At 59.9% G+C, this 16,637-nt stretch carries 13 protein-coding genes and 2 pseudogenes; 13 read left to right on the forward strand and 2 right to left on the reverse strand.

All coding sequences use genetic code 11. The annotated features are described in order from the left end of the window. Positions 1-231: 231 nt before the first annotated feature. The 5 genes from P0D84_RS15905 to P0D84_RS15925 all read left to right on the forward strand — a co-directional run bounded on the left by P0D84_RS15905 (position 232) and on the right by P0D84_RS15925 (position 4,212). Positions 232-714, forward strand: a complete 483-nt coding sequence (locus P0D84_RS15905; RefSeq protein WP_408337876.1) for a DUF2844 domain-containing protein — start codon at positions 232-234, stop codon at positions 712-714. 32 nt (positions 715-746) lie between these two features. Then, positions 747-2,048 carry a DUF3443 domain-containing protein gene (locus P0D84_RS15910; protein WP_408337878.1) on the forward strand — a complete coding sequence of 434 codons (1,302 nt, stop codon included), beginning with the start codon at positions 747-749 and terminating at the stop codon, positions 2,046-2,048. 174 nt (positions 2,049-2,222) lie between these two features. Continuing rightward, positions 2,223-2,672, forward strand: a complete 450-nt coding sequence (locus P0D84_RS15915) for a DUF2844 domain-containing protein (RefSeq protein ID WP_408337880.1) — start codon at positions 2,223-2,225, stop codon at positions 2,670-2,672. A gap of 56 nt (positions 2,673-2,728) precedes the next feature. Further along, positions 2,729-3,226, forward strand: a complete 498-nt coding sequence (locus P0D84_RS15920; RefSeq protein WP_408339936.1) for a hypothetical protein — start codon at positions 2,729-2,731, stop codon at positions 3,224-3,226. After that, positions 3,112-4,212: a DUF3443 domain-containing protein gene (locus P0D84_RS15925; RefSeq protein ID WP_408339852.1), complete on the forward strand. Its 1,101-nt coding sequence runs from the start codon at positions 3,112-3,114 to the stop codon at positions 4,210-4,212. Before P0D84_RS15920 ends, P0D84_RS15925 begins: the two co-directional genes overlap by 115 nt. Before the next feature lie 95 nt (positions 4,213-4,307). On the opposite strand, the pseudogene P0D84_RS15930 reads toward P0D84_RS15925, so the two are convergent. Continuing rightward, positions 4,308-5,179, reverse strand: a pseudogene (locus P0D84_RS15930) (aminotransferase class III-fold pyridoxal phosphate-dependent enzyme); the annotation flags it as partial. Positions 5,180-5,288: 109 nt separating this feature from the next. On the opposite strand from P0D84_RS15930, the gene P0D84_RS15935 reads away from it, so the two are divergent. Together P0D84_RS15935 and P0D84_RS15940 are read left to right on the forward strand one after the other, a co-directional pair. Continuing rightward, positions 5,289-6,239: an IS5 family transposase gene (locus tag P0D84_RS15935; RefSeq protein WP_408337882.1), complete on the forward strand. Its 951-nt coding sequence runs from the start codon at positions 5,289-5,291 to the stop codon at positions 6,237-6,239. A gap of 65 nt (positions 6,240-6,304) precedes the next feature. Continuing rightward, the gene (locus tag P0D84_RS15940; protein WP_408337884.1) at positions 6,305-8,362 is read left to right on the forward strand and encodes a S8 family serine peptidase; all 2,058 of its coding nucleotides are present in this window, start codon (positions 6,305-6,307) and stop codon (positions 8,360-8,362) included. 420 nt (positions 8,363-8,782) lie between these two features. Here P0D84_RS15940 and P0D84_RS15945 read toward each other — a convergent pair. After that, positions 8,783-9,235, reverse strand: a pseudogene (locus tag P0D84_RS15945) (aminotransferase class III-fold pyridoxal phosphate-dependent enzyme); the annotation flags it as partial. 438 nt (positions 9,236-9,673) lie between these two features. Here P0D84_RS15945 and urtA point away from each other — a divergent pair. The 6 genes from urtA (at position 9,674) to P0D84_RS15975 (ending at position 16,505) form a co-directional block, all read left to right on the forward strand. Then, positions 9,674-10,972, forward strand: a complete 1,299-nt coding sequence (gene urtA, locus P0D84_RS15950) for an urea ABC transporter substrate-binding protein (protein WP_408337886.1) — start codon at positions 9,674-9,676, stop codon at positions 10,970-10,972. Positions 10,973-11,084: 112 nt separating this feature from the next. Continuing rightward, entirely contained in the window at positions 11,085-12,710 is a 1,626-nt protein-coding gene (urtB, locus tag P0D84_RS15955; RefSeq protein ID WP_408337888.1) for an urea ABC transporter permease subunit UrtB, read from the forward strand. 1 nt (position 12,711) lies between these two features. After that, positions 12,712-13,896 (forward strand): urea ABC transporter permease subunit UrtC, encoded by a 1,185-nt coding sequence (urtC, locus tag P0D84_RS15960; RefSeq protein WP_408337890.1) that lies wholly within the window; start codon positions 12,712-12,714, stop codon positions 13,894-13,896. Next, positions 13,893-14,756, forward strand: a complete 864-nt coding sequence (urtD, locus tag P0D84_RS15965; RefSeq protein WP_408337892.1) for an urea ABC transporter ATP-binding protein UrtD — start codon at positions 13,893-13,895, stop codon at positions 14,754-14,756. Before urtC ends, urtD begins: the two co-directional genes overlap by 4 nt. Before the next feature lie 58 nt (positions 14,757-14,814). Then, the gene (urtE, locus tag P0D84_RS15970) at positions 14,815-15,507 is read left to right on the forward strand and encodes an urea ABC transporter ATP-binding subunit UrtE (RefSeq protein ID WP_408337894.1); all 693 of its coding nucleotides are present in this window, start codon (positions 14,815-14,817) and stop codon (positions 15,505-15,507) included. Positions 15,508-15,623: 116 nt separating this feature from the next. Beyond that, complete coding sequence (locus tag P0D84_RS15975) at positions 15,624-16,505, forward strand: urease accessory protein UreD (protein WP_408337896.1); 882 nt, start codon at positions 15,624-15,626, stop codon at positions 16,503-16,505. The last annotated feature ends 132 nt before the right edge of the window (positions 16,506-16,637 follow it).

Here is a 16,637-nt window from a genome sequence, read left to right on the forward strand (position 1 = left end):
CCTCGAACAGCGCCGTTACCTTTTCCCCCATCGATACAGATCGCCAACTCATCGCGATCGAGCCCTTGTCTTAAGTCATGTCAACGTCGGCCTCGGCAATTAAGACGACTTAAGACAATGCTGACACCGCGCTTTCAATAAGCCGTTTCTCGTCACTGCCCCGGAAAATTCCTGCGGTTTCCTGAACACCTCGCGGGCAACATGCTGCGACAAGTTTTTCGGAGCCGTGTAATGAGATTTTTGAAGACCATGATGCTTGGAGCAACGCTGTTTCCACTCGCATCGTATGCCACGCTGGGCGGCGCACCGAGCGCCGGTGCATCCTCCTCTCCAATGGTACTGCGCGCCACGCCGCATTCTGCCGCCTCGACCGCCGCGACCGGTAAGGCTGCAACAACCGCCACCACCCCATACACCGTGCGTGAGTCGCGTGACGCCAACGCTGTCACGATCCGTGAATACGTGCTGCCAGGCAATGTCGTGTTCGCCGTCGCGTGGGAAGGACCCATACGCCCGGATATGACGGCGCTGCTCGGCAGCTATTTCCCGAACTATGTGGCTGCCGGTGAAAGCCGCGCGCGCGGCACCGGTCCGCTGTTCGAAAGCAACGATGACTTCCACATTGAATCAGCCGGCCGCCTGGGGCACTTCTTCGGCATGGCGTATCTGCCGCGTCTGATGCCGGCCAATGTCCGCCCAGCCGATCTGAAGTAATACGGCGTATCGATTTCGCGGAAAACAACAAGATGACGACAATCAATAAGACACTCTGGTGCGCGCTGGTAGCGCTTGGCCTGACGCTGTCCGCGTGCGGCGGCGGAAGCGACGGAAACGGCAGCAAGAACAACGGCTCGATCGCCTGGTCAGCCGATCCCGACTGGATCACGAAGCCGGATGGCTCGGGCAGTTCAGATGGTTCGGGGAATACGTCCAGCAGTGGCGGCAACACGGTGCCGATTCGAGTCGACAACTCGATGGGCAGCATCAACATGCTTTACGCAACGATCACCGTATGCGTGCCCGGTACGCAAGGCGCGAGCCAGTGCACGACCGTCGACCGCATGCTGGTGGATACTGGCTCGGTAGGTGTACGCATCATGGCCAGCGCATTGCCGACGCTGCGCTCCAAGTTGCTGACGCAAGTCGGCGCCGTCGACGACGTAAGCGGCGGCGCACCGATCGCCGAATGCATGCCGTTCGGTTCCGGCACGACCTGGGGCTCGGTGAAACGCGCCGACGTCAAGATCGGCAGCCGCACGGCAAGCAATATTCCCATCCAGCTGGTCGGCGACGGCGCGTACGCCATTCCCTCGGACTGCGTCGCGCACGGCGGCCCGGACCTCAGTACCGTCGAGAAGCTCGGCGCCAACGGTATTCTCGGCATCGGCTACGGCACCCAGGACTCGAAAGACGCGCTGACCACCGCACTGCCGGGCAATTACTACTATTGCACCGGCGCTAACGCGTGCTTCAACACGCGCATGACGGTCAGCAAGGAGGTGATAAACCCTGTCGCCGCCTTCTCGAGCGATAACAACGGCACGATCATCCGCCTGCCCAAGCTGTCGGCGGGAGGCCAGGCGAGTGTCACCGGCGAACTGGTATTCGGTATCGGTACGCAATCGAATAACGCGTTGCCGTCGAACGTGAACGTTCTGGCGTTGGATGAGTACGGCGAATTTACGACCCAGTATCAAGGTCAGGCGTTCAACTGGAGTGCAATCGACAGCGGTACCAACGGGTTTGCGTTCCAGGACGATTCGATTCCCACTACGTCGGGCTGGTACACGCCGTCAGTCGCGCTGAGCCTGGCTGCCACGATGGAGGCCACCAGCGGCAAGGGAACGCCCGTCAATATGCCTTTTGCAATCGACAGTGCCGTCCGCGTGTCGGCGAACGGGTATGCCGCGTACGACAACGTCGGCTGGTATCAGTCCAGTTCGAGAATGTTCATGTGGGGTCTGCCTTTCTTCTACGGACGCAGTGTGTACACGACGGTCGGCATCGGTACGATAGGCAAGCAGAGCGGACCGTTTGTCGCGTTCTGATGGAATGGGTGTGACTTATTCGGGAGGCGGCGTCGCGAGGCGCCTCCCTCCTTCTGCCACAGCACAAATCGATCGAGTCGCATCGGTGTTTCCTACTCACCGTTGAGATTTTTCAGAGACTCTCATTAATCACCCGCAGGCAACATGCTCCGACCTGTTTTCTGGAGCAATGTGATGAAATTTGTAAAGATCGTGCTGGCGGTGTCGGCTCTTTTGCCGCTCGCGTCGTATGCGGCGTTGGGTGGTGCACCGGGCGCGGGGTCGGCCCCGCAGACGTTGCTTCGGGCGGCAACCTCTAATTCTTCTTCCTCTGCCGCTGCGTACAGCGTGCGTGAATCGCGTGACGCTGACGGTGTCCGGATTCGCGAATACGTGTTGCCTAGCAACGTCGTTTTTGCCGTCACGTGGCAAGGGCCTGTGCGCCCGGACATGGTCGCGTTGCTTGGCAGCTATTTTCAGACCGCGGTCTCAGCAGCCCAAAGCCGCGTGCGCGGCACCGGTCCATTGATTGAACGCAATGGCGACTTTCAGATCGAGTCGGTGGGCCGAGCAGGGAGCTTCTTCGGTAAGGCAGTTTTGCCACGCCTCGTCCCCGCCAATGTCCGTGCTGACGACCTGCAGTGACACGGTACATCGATCTCACGGAAAACCAGAAACATGAATGCCCTCAATAAGAAACTTTGCTTCGCTCTGCTAACGGCCAGCTTGACCCTTTCAGCCTGCGGGGGCGGCGGTGGCGACGACGGCAACTCGAACGCGACCAAGGACAACGAAAACCCGGCAACGCCGACTCCGACGCCAACGCCGACGCCCACACCAACGCCAACGCCCACACCGACGCCAACGCCAACGCCCACACCGACGCCAACGCCAACGCCCACACCGACGCCGACGCCGACGCCCACACCGACGCCGACGCCGACACCAACGCCAACGCCCACACCGACGCCGACACCGACACCGACACCAACGCCCACACCAACGCCGACACCGACACCAACGCCCACACCAACGCCCACACCGACACCGCCCCCCCCCCGCGGCCGATGTCAACACGGTCCCGATCACCGTCGAACGGTGGACAGGGAATTTCCCCAATCAGCCATATGCGACCGTCACCATCTGCATCCCCGGTGTACAGGGCGCAAACCAATGCGCGACGATTGACCACATGTTGATAGACACTGGCTCAGCAGGCGTGCGTGTGCTGGCGAGCGCGCTAGGCTCGGCGCTCGCCGGTCGTTTGCCAGCGCAGACCGGCGCCACCGACGACCCAACCAGCGGCGCGCCGATTTCCGAGTGCACGCAGTTTTTGTCCGGATACACATGGGGTCCGATCAAGCGAGCCGACGTAACGATAGGCGGCAAGGTAGCAGGCAACCTGCCGATCCAGGTCATCAGCGACGGCGCGTATGCCGTGCCATCAGATTGCCTGGCGAGCGGGCTCTCGGATCTCGGGACAGCGAACGATCTCGGTGCCAACGGCGTGATCGGCATCAGTCCCGCAGTACGCGACTGGCCGCTCGCAGCCCAATACGCATTATCAGCAACCTACTACTATTGTCCGTCCAAAAACTCGTGCAAAGGCACGCGCGTACCGCTCGACACCCAGGTCATGAATCCTGTCGCCAACTTCACATCGGACAACAACGGCACGATCATTCGTCTGCCTGCGTTGCCGTCAGGCGGACAGGCGAGCGTCACTGGCGAACTGGTGTTCGGAATCGGCACGCAGCAGAACAATGCACTACCGTCGAACGCCAATATTATTCCACTCGACGGCGATGGCTTCTTCACGACCGTGTACAAGGGCGGCACGTTCGTCAAAGCCGCGATCGATAGCGGTTCGAACACGAACACTTTCCGGGATGCGACGATCCCGGTCGATCACTGGGACCGTTACACACCGTCGACCACACTGAGCCTGTCCGCCGCGCTCAAATCCGGCAATGGCGCGACTGCTCCCGTAACCATGCCGTTCCAAGTGGCCAATATGGCCAGCCTAATGGCAGGCCAGTATGCCGCGCATGACGATCTCGGCGTCTATACGTCGTCCTCCAGTTACTTTATATGGGGGTTGCCGTTGTTCTACGGCCGCAACGTATACACGGCATTGAACGGCTCCCGCGTGGGCACGCAAACCGGTCCGTTCGTCGCATTCTGATCGATCTTCGGATGCGCACATGTAGCGCAAAAGGCCGGCGCCGTAAGGCGCCGGCCTTTTGTGCTTCTACCGGAAAACTGTGCCCTACCCAACCGTTAATCGGTCTCCTTCAAAACCTGGGTCACAGCCCAGGAGATCTCGACGATCTGCGCCTCTTCAATAGTCAGCGGTGGCGAAAACGCGAGAATATCTCCGATATAACGCGCCCCCCTTCTCGAAGCATCGTACAAAAACATCATAAGCACCTGCCCCAGGCGCCCCGGCACGCGGCGCAAAATCCACACCGCCCAGTAGTCCGAATTGCGCACATCGATCACATGCCGCTCGCCGCGCAGCTTATGAATCGCACTCTTGAAGATCGCCACCATCCGTCCAGTGCGTTCAAACAGCTGTTCGCGCTCGCAAAGATCAATCGTCGTGCAAGCCGCAGCCGCCACAATCGGGTGAGTTCGATCCCACCCGGCGCACTATTCACGATCGAGTCCGCGAATCGTCACACTTGCCGCAACCGCTTCCATCGGCGCGGCGGCATTGTCGGTGCCCTTGGCCATATCCGGCGTTACATCAAAGTATTGCGCCGCGAACTTCACACCTAAGCGTCCCCAGCCGGTAATCACTTCGTCGAAGATCATTAGCATGCCGTGCCTGTCGCAGATCTCACGCAGTCGTTGCAAATAACCCTGCGGCGGAATCAGCACCCCGATCGAACCCGCAACCGGTTCGACGATCACCGCAGCAATCGTTGACGCGTCATGCAACGTGACAAGTCGGCCCCAGATCATCGGCAAGATGAGAACCTCGTGCTGGCTGTCCTCTCGAATTCGCCACGTCCTTGACGCTGAGCGTATGCGGCGAATGATCGACAACAGGCAGCAACTCACCTGAAAACGCCTTTCTGTTCGACGGGATGCCGCCCGCTGAAATCCACGCCGTGATATGCGCGCCTGCGTCCCACAAACCGCGTGCGCGGTCATTTGCACTGCACCTCAAAAGCTAAGGAAGGTCTGCAAAAGTCCTGGCGTTGACGTGTGTGTGGACTATCCTGGAAGAAGGATGGTTAATCAGGGGGAGTGTTGATGACGCAACTGGGACTTGGTCTGGATCTGTCGACGAAACGCACGCGCAAGCGCGAATTTCTCGAAGAAATGAGGCGCGTGGTGCCGTGGTCGAAGCTGATTGCACTGATCGAGCCGCACTACCCGAAGGGTAAGACGGGACGCCCGCCCTTTCCGATTGCCACGATGCTGCAGATCCATTTCATGCAGTGGTTTGGCTTGTCAGACCCGGCGATGGAAGAGGCACTCTATGACGTGCCGCTGTACCGCGACTTTGCAGGGCTGGACGGCGGCATGACGCGTTTGCCCGACGAGAGCACGATCCTGAGGTTTCGTCACCTGCTCGAAGCACATGATCTGGCGGTACAGATGTTTGCGCTGGTCAATGAGATTCTGATCAGCAAGGGATTGATGCTCAAAGCGGGATCAGTCGTCGACGCTACCCTGATATCGGCGCCCACATCGACGAAGAATGCCTCGGGTGAGCGAGACCCGGAAATGCACCAGACACAGAAAGGCCGTAGCTGGTACTTCGGGATGAAAACGCATATCGGCGTGGACGCGGAATCGGGGCTGGTTCACACGGTTATCGGCACAGCGGCCAACACGGCCGACATCAATCAGGCCCAGTCGCTGCTGCACGGCGAAGAAACGGATGTGTACGCTGATGCCGGCTATCAGGGTATTCACAAGCGATGCGAGGAGGGCTCGGCGCGCTGGCATGTCGCGATGAGACCATCCAGGCGAAAACAACTGAATCTGAAAGACCGTCTGGACGCGATATTCGATCGGATTGAGCGTCTTAAAGCCGGAATCCGGGCCAAGGTCGAGCATCCATTCCGCGTGCTGAAGCAGCAGTTTGGTTATACAAAGACCCGATACCGGGGCCTGGCGAAAAACACTGCCCAGATCACGACGCTGTTCGCGCTGGGTAACCTGTGGATGGCGCGTAGGCAATTGCTCAAAGCATGAAACGGGGAAGGTGTCGGCACCCTGCGCTCAGCCAAACGCGAATCACAAAGCCGAATCAGAACCCTGTGATCAAGGTGCCAGCAGGTTTGCAGTATGAAACAGCATGCGCTGCAAACAATCAATGCACAGAAAACGGGTTGTGCAGACCTTCCTTAGCAATGTCGATGAAGATGAATACGAGCAGCTTGGCGGCGGATGCATCTGTCGACCGCTTCATTGTCAAATACAAAACGGGTACTCCCGAACGCAGATCGACGTCATCGGTGCAGGCGAGGCTTGACAAGTTGGGAAGTGCTTTTCCCTCGAAAGCACGCCACTTGCGTCGTCTGGGACTCGGCTCGGACGTGGTGAAAACCGACCGCGCGCTGAACGCCATTGAAGCCAAAGCATTCATGCGCGCTATCGCTTCGGACCCCGACGTTGAGTTCGTTGAACCGGACGCCGTGATGAACACAGGGTCGGCACCGAATGATCCCTTGTATGCCAAGCAGTGGGCCCTAAGTTCGAATAAGACACCGGGAACAACCACGGCAGGGATACGCGCAGAAGGCGCATGGGAGACAGCGAACGGTGCAGGGGTAGTAATCGGAGTGGTAGATAGCGGTATTACAAGCCACAGCGATCTGAACGCGAACGTTCTGCCAGGCTACGAATTCACCGGTGGTACCTGTAGCAATCGAGGAGGGGACGGCACGCAACCGGCCAATAAGCCCGGAGAGAACTGCAATGTGATGTGGCATGGAACGCACGTCGCGGGCATCATGGCCGCAGTGACAAACAACAGTATTGGTATTGCCGGAATTGCACCAGCCGCCAAGATCGTCTCCGTACGGACGGTCAGGAACTGCGACGGAGGCTATATGTCCGACATGGCAGACGGTATTACATGGGCTGCGGGCGGAACTGTCCCAGACGCACCTGTCAATTCGAACCCCGCGAAGGTGATAAACATAAGTCTTTATGGATGGGGAGCGTGCCAAACACCGCTGCAAGATGCCATCGACTATGCAACCAGTAAAGGGACAGTTGTTGTTGTGATCGCTGGCAACTACTCGACCGACGCCTCGAAGGTTCAACCCGCTAACTGTCGTAACGTTATTACGGTCGGAGCCATCAACTCCGATTCGACAAAATGGGTGAGTTCAGACTTCGGCCCGACCGTTGATATCGCTGCGCCAGGCAATAACATATGGTCCACCTATAACGATGGGAAGACAGCGCCAGGCGCGGAAGGCTACGGCCTGTTGGGTGGTACGTCGCAGGCCGCCCCGATGGTCAGCGGCGTAGCTGCACTGGTGCAATCCATCGCCCCTAAACCGCTAACCGTTGCGGAAGTACGGACGCTCATACAGCAAACCGCACAGTCATTTATGCCCCAAAGACCGGATCAACCGATTGGTCCAGGCATTGTCGATGCGACGGCGGCGGTACAGGCTGCGAAGTCTGGAAAAATACCGGCGGCTGCGGACTTCACTTGCACGCAAAGCCCAAACCTTATGCAATTAACCTGTAAGGACTTGTCTACAGCGCGGGGAGGCGTCCCGATCCGGTCATGGAGTTGGAATTTCGGCGATGGTAAGCCTGACACGATCGTTACACGATCCACCAACCCCGTTGTGGATTACGACTTCCCTGGCACGTATCAGATTACATTGACCACGACTGACGGGAATGGAGCAGTGAGCACTACGTCGCTCCCCGTTCATGTCGAAGCACTTTTAGTCACCGATCTTGGCGGCGATTACGTCACGCAGTATGGGTTGAGGTTTGCGCTAGCCAAGGATGAGGTTCAATATTTTTCGATCGATGTTCCACAAGGGCCGCGCAGCTTACATGTCAACAGCATATGGACTACAACTTTTAACCTCAAGTCGGCTTCATCGAAGGATGTCGCGACGCTGGAACTCAAGGGCGGTACTGCATCAATGGTGTCACCTGATTGCACGTCGAGCGTGACAGGCGGGGTGGCTGCTACCTGTGTGGGTTACAAAGTGGCCGGTGGACAAACCTGGTACGCCAGGGTGACAGGCAAGACAGCAGTGGCCGACGCCACAATCCGCGCGTTTAATACTGAACCCGATACATCTGGTGGCTTTTGTGGCCCAGGGTCGAAACCCTGTTAGCGCCATCTGATAATGACACCCCTACGATCAATCGCGGGTTCAGAAGTATGACCAAATTGGGTGGTTGATCGGCCCGTCAGAATGTCAAATACGGATGTTGGCCCCGCTGACGTTGGCGCGATGATTGATCGCGCCAACGCCCCCTCTCTGCGCTGCGCATACCTGTTATCAAGGAGATTAGCCGTACGCCCTAAAGAAGCGCACGCGATGTACCGCCTGGCTCTCGCGAGTTTGCGTGTAAATGCTATCGAAGAGGCGAACACGGATATAGGACTTGCGCTGAAGGTCAGCCCCCGAACTTCAGCGCGAGGTGGGATGAGTTCGATTTTTCCAACGCCCGACCGCTCAATAGTGATCGGATTATCCTGCCTCACTCGCGAGCAAGGCAGCATGCAACCACCCTGCCGCAGATGTAGGCCTTTAATCTGTCTCCCTCAACACCTCCGCCACAGTCGCAAAGAGCTCGTCGATCTGAGCTTCCTCGATGATGAGAGGCGGCGAGAACGCCAGAATATCCCCGGTATAACGCGTCAACACCCCCTTCTCAAAACACCGCACGAACACATCATAAGCACGTGCCCCAGGGGCTCCAGCGCGTGGCGCCAACTCCACCCCGCCAATCAGTCCAAGATTACGCACGTCAATCACATGCTTTTCGCCGCGCAGCTTATGAATCGCATTCTCGAAGATCGGCGCCATCCGCGCAGCGCGTTCAAACAGCTGTTCGCGCTCGTAAAGATCAATCGTCGCGCAAGCCGCAGCCGCCGCAATCGGATGTCCTGAATACGTATACCCATGAAACAGCTCAATCCCACCCGGCGCCCCATTCACGATCGAATCGTGAATCTTGCCGCTAGCCGCGACCGCACCCATCGCGGCGCGCTCTTGAACTGACGGTTCGCGGTAAAGGGCATCCAGAAAGCGGACATGTCGGGTGGGTTGACGCTGGCGCGCTCATTCATATCGTGTCTCCTCGTGCGAGTGGTCTTTCAGTGTAGGCAGAGCCCGGCTATGCACAAAGGCGCGGCGGTCATGCACCGCTCAGGCCCGCTGGCCGATGAACACGCTTCGTTGCGGCGCGACACGCACCTGAACGAGGCGCATACCCCGTTGCTGCACCAATTTCGCGCTGCGTTCCGCATAAGCGAGGCACCGCATCGCCGCGTCGCAGCACGCAAGACGCGGACTTCAAGTCGAAATTACTGCATGGCATGTGCCTTGCAGTACACAAGCGGCAAGTCATGCGGGACAAGCCCTGCTGGCTGAAATCGACGCCCATAAACAGTCACCATCAATGGCAAGGGGAAACACATGAAACGTCGTAGTCTGTTGAAGTTCGGCTCCATGTCGGGCGCATTGGCGCTTGCAGGTCAGGTTCCGTTTGCTCAGGCGCAATCGGGCAGCGGTCCGATCAAAGTAGGCGTTCTACATTCCCTGTCTGGCACGATGGCGATCTCCGAGACGTCGCTCAAAGACACTGCGTTGATGACCATCGCCGACATCAACAAGAACGGCGGCGTCATGGGCCGCCAGTTGCAGCCGGTGGTCGTGGACCCGGCGTCGAACTGGCCGCTCTTCGCCGAAAAAGCGCGCCAGCTGATCACTCAGGAAAAGTGCGCCGTCGTGTTCGGTTGCTGGACTTCCGTGTCGCGCAAGTCGGTGCTGCCGGTGTTCGAAGAGCTGAACGGCCTGCTGTTCTATCCGGTGCAATACGAAGGCGAAGAAATGTCGCGCAACGTGTTCTACACGGGCGCCGCGCCGAATCAACAAGCAATTCCGGCCACCGAATATCTGATGAGCACGGAAGGCGGCGGCGCCAAGCGCTTCTTCCTGCTGGGCACCGACTATGTGTATCCCCGCACGACCAACAAGATCCTGCGCGCGTTCCTCAAGTCGAAAGGCGTGCAGGAAGCCGATATCCAGGAGGTCTACACGCCGTTCGGCCATAGCGACTATCAGACCATCGTCGCGAACATCAAGACCTTCTCGCAGGGCGGCAAAACCGCGGTGATCTCGACCGTCAACGGCGACTCGAACGTGCCGTTCTACAAGGAACTAGGCAACCAGGGGCTGAAGGCGTCCGACGTACCGGTCGTCGCGTTCTCGGTCGGCGAAGAAGAACTGCGCGGCATCGATACGAAGCCGCTGGTCGGCAATCTCGCGGCATGGAACTACTTCATGTCGCTGCGCAACCCGGCCAACGAGAAGTTCAAGAAGCAATGGGCGGCATGGGTCGCGCAGAACAACCTGCCGGGCGGCACCAAGCGCGTGACCAATGACCCGATGGAAGCGACGTTCGTCGGCATCCATATGTGGAAGCAGGCCGTCGAGAAAGCAAAGAGTACGGAGGTGGACAAGGTGCGCGTGGCGATGATCGGCCAGACGTTTGCGGCGCCGTCGGGCTTCACCCTCGAAATGGACGGCAATCACCATCTGCACAAGCCGGTGATGATCGGCGAAGTGCGCGCCGACGGCCAATTCAATGTGGTGTGGCGGACCAAGACCGCGATTCGCGCGCAACCTTGGAGTCCGTTCATCGCCGGCAATTCGAGCAAGCCGGATGTGGTCAGTTCGATTCCCGCATTCCTGAAGCGTTCGCGCGTTGCCTGACAGGACGGATCGCGACGACGGCGCGCCCTCCGCGCGCAGTAACCCGGCGGTGCGGCAAGCGGCTCGTTAGCACGATGCCGCGCCGCCCTGCCGGTTTTCTTCAAAGGCCACCATGGCGTTTTCATTTCCGAAATTCGCACGAAGCTGCATCGGCGGTCTCACGCTCGCGCTTATCATCAGCGCGCCGCTTACCGCCTTCGCGCTCACCCCGGCCGATGTCGCGCCGCTCGCCGGCGATGACTTCGACGCAAAATCCGCGGCCATCGACAAGCTGATTGCCAACCACGACAAAGAATCGCTCGCAATCCTCAAAGCACTCTCCGAGGACAGCGCGCTCGCTACCGATTCCGGCGGCATCCTGCTGCAAGACGGCGACACCGCGCGCGATGCCGTCACCGGCAAAACGGTCGCCGCGGGCGACGCGCAACCCGTGACGCTGAACAACCTGCTGCGCTCGAAAGTAGCAGGCGCACTGTCAGGCCTGCAACTCGATTCGCCCGACACCGCCACACGCGACGCCGCCATCACCGCGCTGTTGCAAAACCCCGATCCGTCGATCAAACCGCTCGTCGATGCGGCTCGTGCGAGAGAAACCGACCCCGCGTTGAAGAAACGTCTCGACACGCTATGGGCCATGACGGCGTTGCATGACGCCGATCCGGCCAAGCGGCTCGAGGCGGTACAACTGGTCGCCGCGCGCCACGATCTCGACATGAACGAACTGCTCCGCCCGCTGGTCGCGAAGAAACCGGACGGCAGCTTCAACGAAGCGGATGAACGCGTACGCGCCGCCGCGCAAAGCGGCATCGACGAGCTCGATTCGATCCAGCGTCGCAGCCAGATTGCCGGCACGCTGTTCGCGGGCTTGTCGCTCGGCAGCGTGCTGCTGCTCGCCGCACTCGGCCTCGCGATCACCTATGGGCTGATCGGCGTCATCAACATGGCGCACGGTGAATTCCTGATGATCGGCGCCTACGCCACCTACGTCGTGCAGAACCTGTTCCAGCGTTTTGCGCCTGGTGCGTTCGACTGGTATCCGCTGCTTGCCGTGCCGGCATCATTCGCTGCAGCCGGGTTAGTCGGCATTGTGCTCGAACGGCTGGTGTTGAAGCATCTGTATGGCCGTCCGCTCGAAACGCTGCTGACCACCTTCGGCGTCAGCCTGATCCTGATTCAGGCGACGCGCATGCTGTTCGGCGCGCAAAACGTGCAAGTGATCAACCCGGCGTGGATGAGCGGCGGCGTGACCGTGCTGCCCAATCTGATCCTGCCGTACAACCGGCTGGCAATTCTCGCGTTCTCGTTGATCGTCGTCGGGATCGCCTGGGCTGTGCTGACTAAAACACGCCTGGGGCTATTCGTGCGTGCCGTCACGCAGAATCGGCGCATGGCAGCGTGCGTCGGCGTGAAGACCGCGCGCGTCGATTCATACGCGTTCGCGTTTGGCGCGGGCATTGCGGGTTTGGGCGGCTGTGCGTTGTCGCAGATTGGCAATGTCGGACCCGACCTCGGCCAGAGCTACATCATTGATTCGTTCATGGCCGTGGTGCTCGGCGGCGTGGGTCAACTGGCCGGCACAGTGATCGGCGGCTTCGGTCTCGGGCTCGTCAGCAAGGCGATCGAGCCGTTCTGGGGCGCGGTGCTCGCGAAGATCGCAGTGCTCGTGCTGATCGTGCTGTTCATCCAGAAGCGTCCGCAGGGTATGTTCGCCCTCAAGGGCCGTAGCGCGGAGGTATGAGATGACATCGGCAACCTCATCGGCTCATGTCGGCGCAACGGGCGGTGGCGGCGCTGTCGGACGCGACACGCAGCCCGGTTTCGCGCTCGGCTTGCCGCCGCGTCCTGCGCTGCTGTCGCGCCGTGCGTGGCTCGCGCTGATCGCACTGATCATCGTGTTCGGTCTCGGCGTGCCGTTCGCCACCCTCGTGGTGCCCGAGACGAGCGCGCTGCATCTGTCGGCTTATGCGACGACGATCACCGGCAAGTTCATGTGCTACGCGATCGCCGCGCTGGCACTCGATCTGGTGTGGGGCTACTGCGGCATTCTCAGCCTGGGACACGCGTTGTTCTTTGCGTTGGGTGGCTACGCGATCGGCATGTACCTGATGCGATCGATCGGGCACGACGGCAAGTACGGCAGCGATCTGCCCGACTTCATGGTGTTTCTCGACTGGCATCAATTGCCGTGGTATTGGCAAGGCACGCAGCATCTCGGTTACGCGCTGCTGCTGGTGGTGCTGGTGCCCGCCGTTGTCGCGTGGGTGTTCGGCTTCTTCACGTTCCGCTCGCGAGTGAAAGGCGTCTATCTGTCGATCATCACGCAGGCGATGACGTTCGCGGCCATGCTGCTGTTCTACCGCAACGAAACCGGATTCGGCGGCAATAACGGCTTCACCGACTTCAAGCGCATCGGCGGTTTTCCCATCACGCATCCAGGTACGCGCACTGCTCTGCTGCTAATCACGTTCGCCGTGTTGATTCTGGCCTTCATTGGCGCGCGGGCAATCGTCACCTCGAAGCTCGGCCGCGTGGTCACCGCGGTGCGCGACGGCGAAACGCGTCTGATGTTCCTTGGCTACAGTCCGCTCGCGTACAAGCTGTTCGTGTGGACGGTGTCCGCTATTTTGTGCGGGATTGCCGGCGCGTTGTACGTGCCGCAGGTCGGCATCATCAACCCGGGCGAGATGTCGCCGGGCAACTCGATCGAGATGGCGATCTGGGTTGCGGTGGGCGGACGCGGCACGTTGATTGGCCCGATTATCGGCGCGTTCGCGGTGAATGGCGCGAAGAGCTTTTTCACGGCGAACTTCCCTGAATACTGGCTGTTCTTTCTGGGTCTGATTTTCGTGCTGGTCCCGCTGTTGTTGCCGAACGGCATCATGGGGCTGATCGAACTCGTGACGCGCAAGAGGAACCGCACATGAACGGAAACCCGATAGTCCCAGATCTTGCGTTGCTTGAAGAACCCGCTGAAACCTCGTTGAGCGGCGTCGCGAGCATGGGCCGTGCGGTCGTGCCCGGCGAGATCGACGTGTCGCACGGCACGATCCTGTACCTCGAAGACGTGACCGTGAGTTTCGACGGTTTTCGTGCGTTGAATGCACTGACGCTGACTATCGACGCCGGGGAATTGCGCTGCATCATCGGGCCGAACGGCGCGGGCAAGACGACGATGATGGACGTCATCACCGGGAAGACCGAGCCGGATTCCGGCAAGGTGTATCTCGGGCAGTCGATCGACCTGACGCGGATGAACGAGCCGTCTATTGCTCGCGCGGGCATTGGCCGCAAGTTCCAGAAGCCGACGGTGTTCGAGCAGCATCCCGTGTGGGAAAACCTCGAACTGGCGATGAAGGCCGACAAGGGCTGGTGGGCCTCGTTGCGCGCGCGTCTGGATCGCGAGGCGCAAGCGCGTATCGAAGAAACGTTAGCGCTTATCGGTTTGGAGAGTGAAGCACGGCGGCTTGCCGGCGAACTCTCGCACGGTCAGAAACAACGGCTTGAAATCGGCATGCTGCTGATGCAGCAACCGGCGCTGCTGCTGCTCGATGAACCTGCCGCCGGCATGACCGACGACGAAACCATGCAGCTCGCCGAATTGCTCAATCATCTGCGCGGCACGTGTTCGATGATGGTCGTCGAGCACGATATGGAGTTCGTGGCGGCGTTGTCAGGCGAGACAGGCAAGGTCACGGTGATGGCCGAGGGGCGCGTGCTCGCTCACGGCACGCTCGACGAAGTGAAGCGCGACGAGACGGTCATCGAGTCGTATCTGGGCCGGTAAAGCAGACCGGTAAAGCGGGCCAATGAAGCGGGCCGAAGAACGAAAAGGTCGAACGCACATGCTAGAAGTAGAAAATCTCAACCAGTACTACGGCGGCAGCCACATTTTGCGGGATGTGAGACTGACCGTGCCCGACGGCAAGCTCACCGTTCTGCTGGGCCGCAACGGCGTGGGCAAGACCACGCTGCTGCGGTGCCTCATGGGCGTCGTGCAAACGAAGAGCGGCTCGATCGCCTGGCGCGGCGCGCCGATCACCAAACTGCCGACCTACTCGCGCGTGGAAAAGGGCCTCGCGTATGTGCCGCAGGGCCGCGATATTTTTCCGCGGCTGACCGTCGAAGAAAATCTGATGGTGGGCGCCGCCAGCAAGAAGGCACCCAAGAAGATCCCCGCTCGTATCTACGAACTGTTCCCGGTGCTAAAGGATATGCGCAGCCGCCGAGGCGGCGATCTCTCGGGCGGTCAACAGCAGCAGCTTGCGATTGGCCGCGCGTTGATGAGCGACCCGCAACTGCTGATTCTCGACGAACCAACCGAGGGCATTCAGCCGTCGATCATTCAGGACATTGGCCGCACGCTGCGTCAACTGGTCGAGGAAATGGGCATGACCGTGCTGCTCGTCGAGCAGTATTACGACTTCGCCAAGGAGATCGCCGACCGGTATTGGGTGATGAGCCGTGGCGAAATCATTGCGGGCGGCGAAGGCGCCAACATGGATGCAGATGGCGTGCGGACATTGATCGCCGTGTGAGCGGCCCGCGCAAGCGGGCGTGCTATTCTCGCCGTATCCTGTGGCAGCGCAGTTGAGCGTTGTCTGACGTGCGCAGGCACGCTTTGCTTCTCTTCGTCCGGTCGCATTCCATTCGCATGTCGCTTCACGAAAATCACCTCACGCTCGCTACCGCGCAAGCCAGTACTCATTCGCAATGGCGCGCGCGTCTTGAACTTGGATTCGTCAAGGATGGTGAGCGGACCACGCTCAAGCATCGGCTCCATGATGGGCCGTTGCGGGTTCAAAGGCCGCTTTATCCCGAAGGTCACGGTATCTGTCATGCGGTGATCGTGCATCCGCCGGGTGGGGTCGCGGGTGGGGATCGGCTTGCCATTGATGTTGACGTTGGTGCGGGCGCGCATGCCGTTATTACGACGCCTGGGGCAACCAAATGGTACAAATCCAATGGGCGGGAAGCGCAGCAGCAGATCGACGTGCGCGTCGGCGAGCGAGCCAGGCTCGATTGGCTGCCGCAGAACAATATCGTTTTCGATCATGCGAATGCGAAGCTCGATTTTTGTTTGACGCTTGCTGAAGGTGCGACTGCGATTGGGTGGGATGCAACCCAGCTTGGGCGGCAGGCTGCGGGGGAGCGGTGGTCAGAGGGTAGCTTAGGTGCTGTGTTGCGGATCGTCGGCGCTAATGGTGAGTTGCTGTGGTTCGAACGCTCGGTTCTCGCAGCGAGTGACTCTTTACGCGATGCCGCGCAAGGGTTGGCTGGGTTTCCCGCTTATGGGACGCTTTGGGCTGTTGGGGCGGCTTGTGATGATGCGCTTGCCGAGTCGCTGACCGCTCAGCTTCCGTTTGATGATGCAGTACGGGCTGGGGCTTCTTGCGTGACTCCGGGGGTGCTGCTCGTGCGCGCTGTTTCGCGGTCTATGGAGCAGTTGCAGCGCGCGATGACTCAGTGCTGGTTGCAGTTGCGGCCGGTTGTGCATGGGGTTGAGGCTGCGCCTTTGCGGATCTGGAGTACTTGAGGTTCATCGGTTCTGTTTTGACACCGGCTGTGCTCTGAATGGTGCTGGCCTTTCCTCGAGGTCACGCCTTTTCATTTGCATTCGGAGGACCCGGTCTACGGCAATTCAGATTCCGCAAGGTGCCGGTAAACT

The organism is Paraburkholderia sp. RL17-337-BIB-A (assembly GCF_046025895.1).
Taxonomy (GTDB): Bacteria; Pseudomonadota; Gammaproteobacteria; order Burkholderiales; family Burkholderiaceae; genus Paraburkholderia; species Paraburkholderia fungorum_C.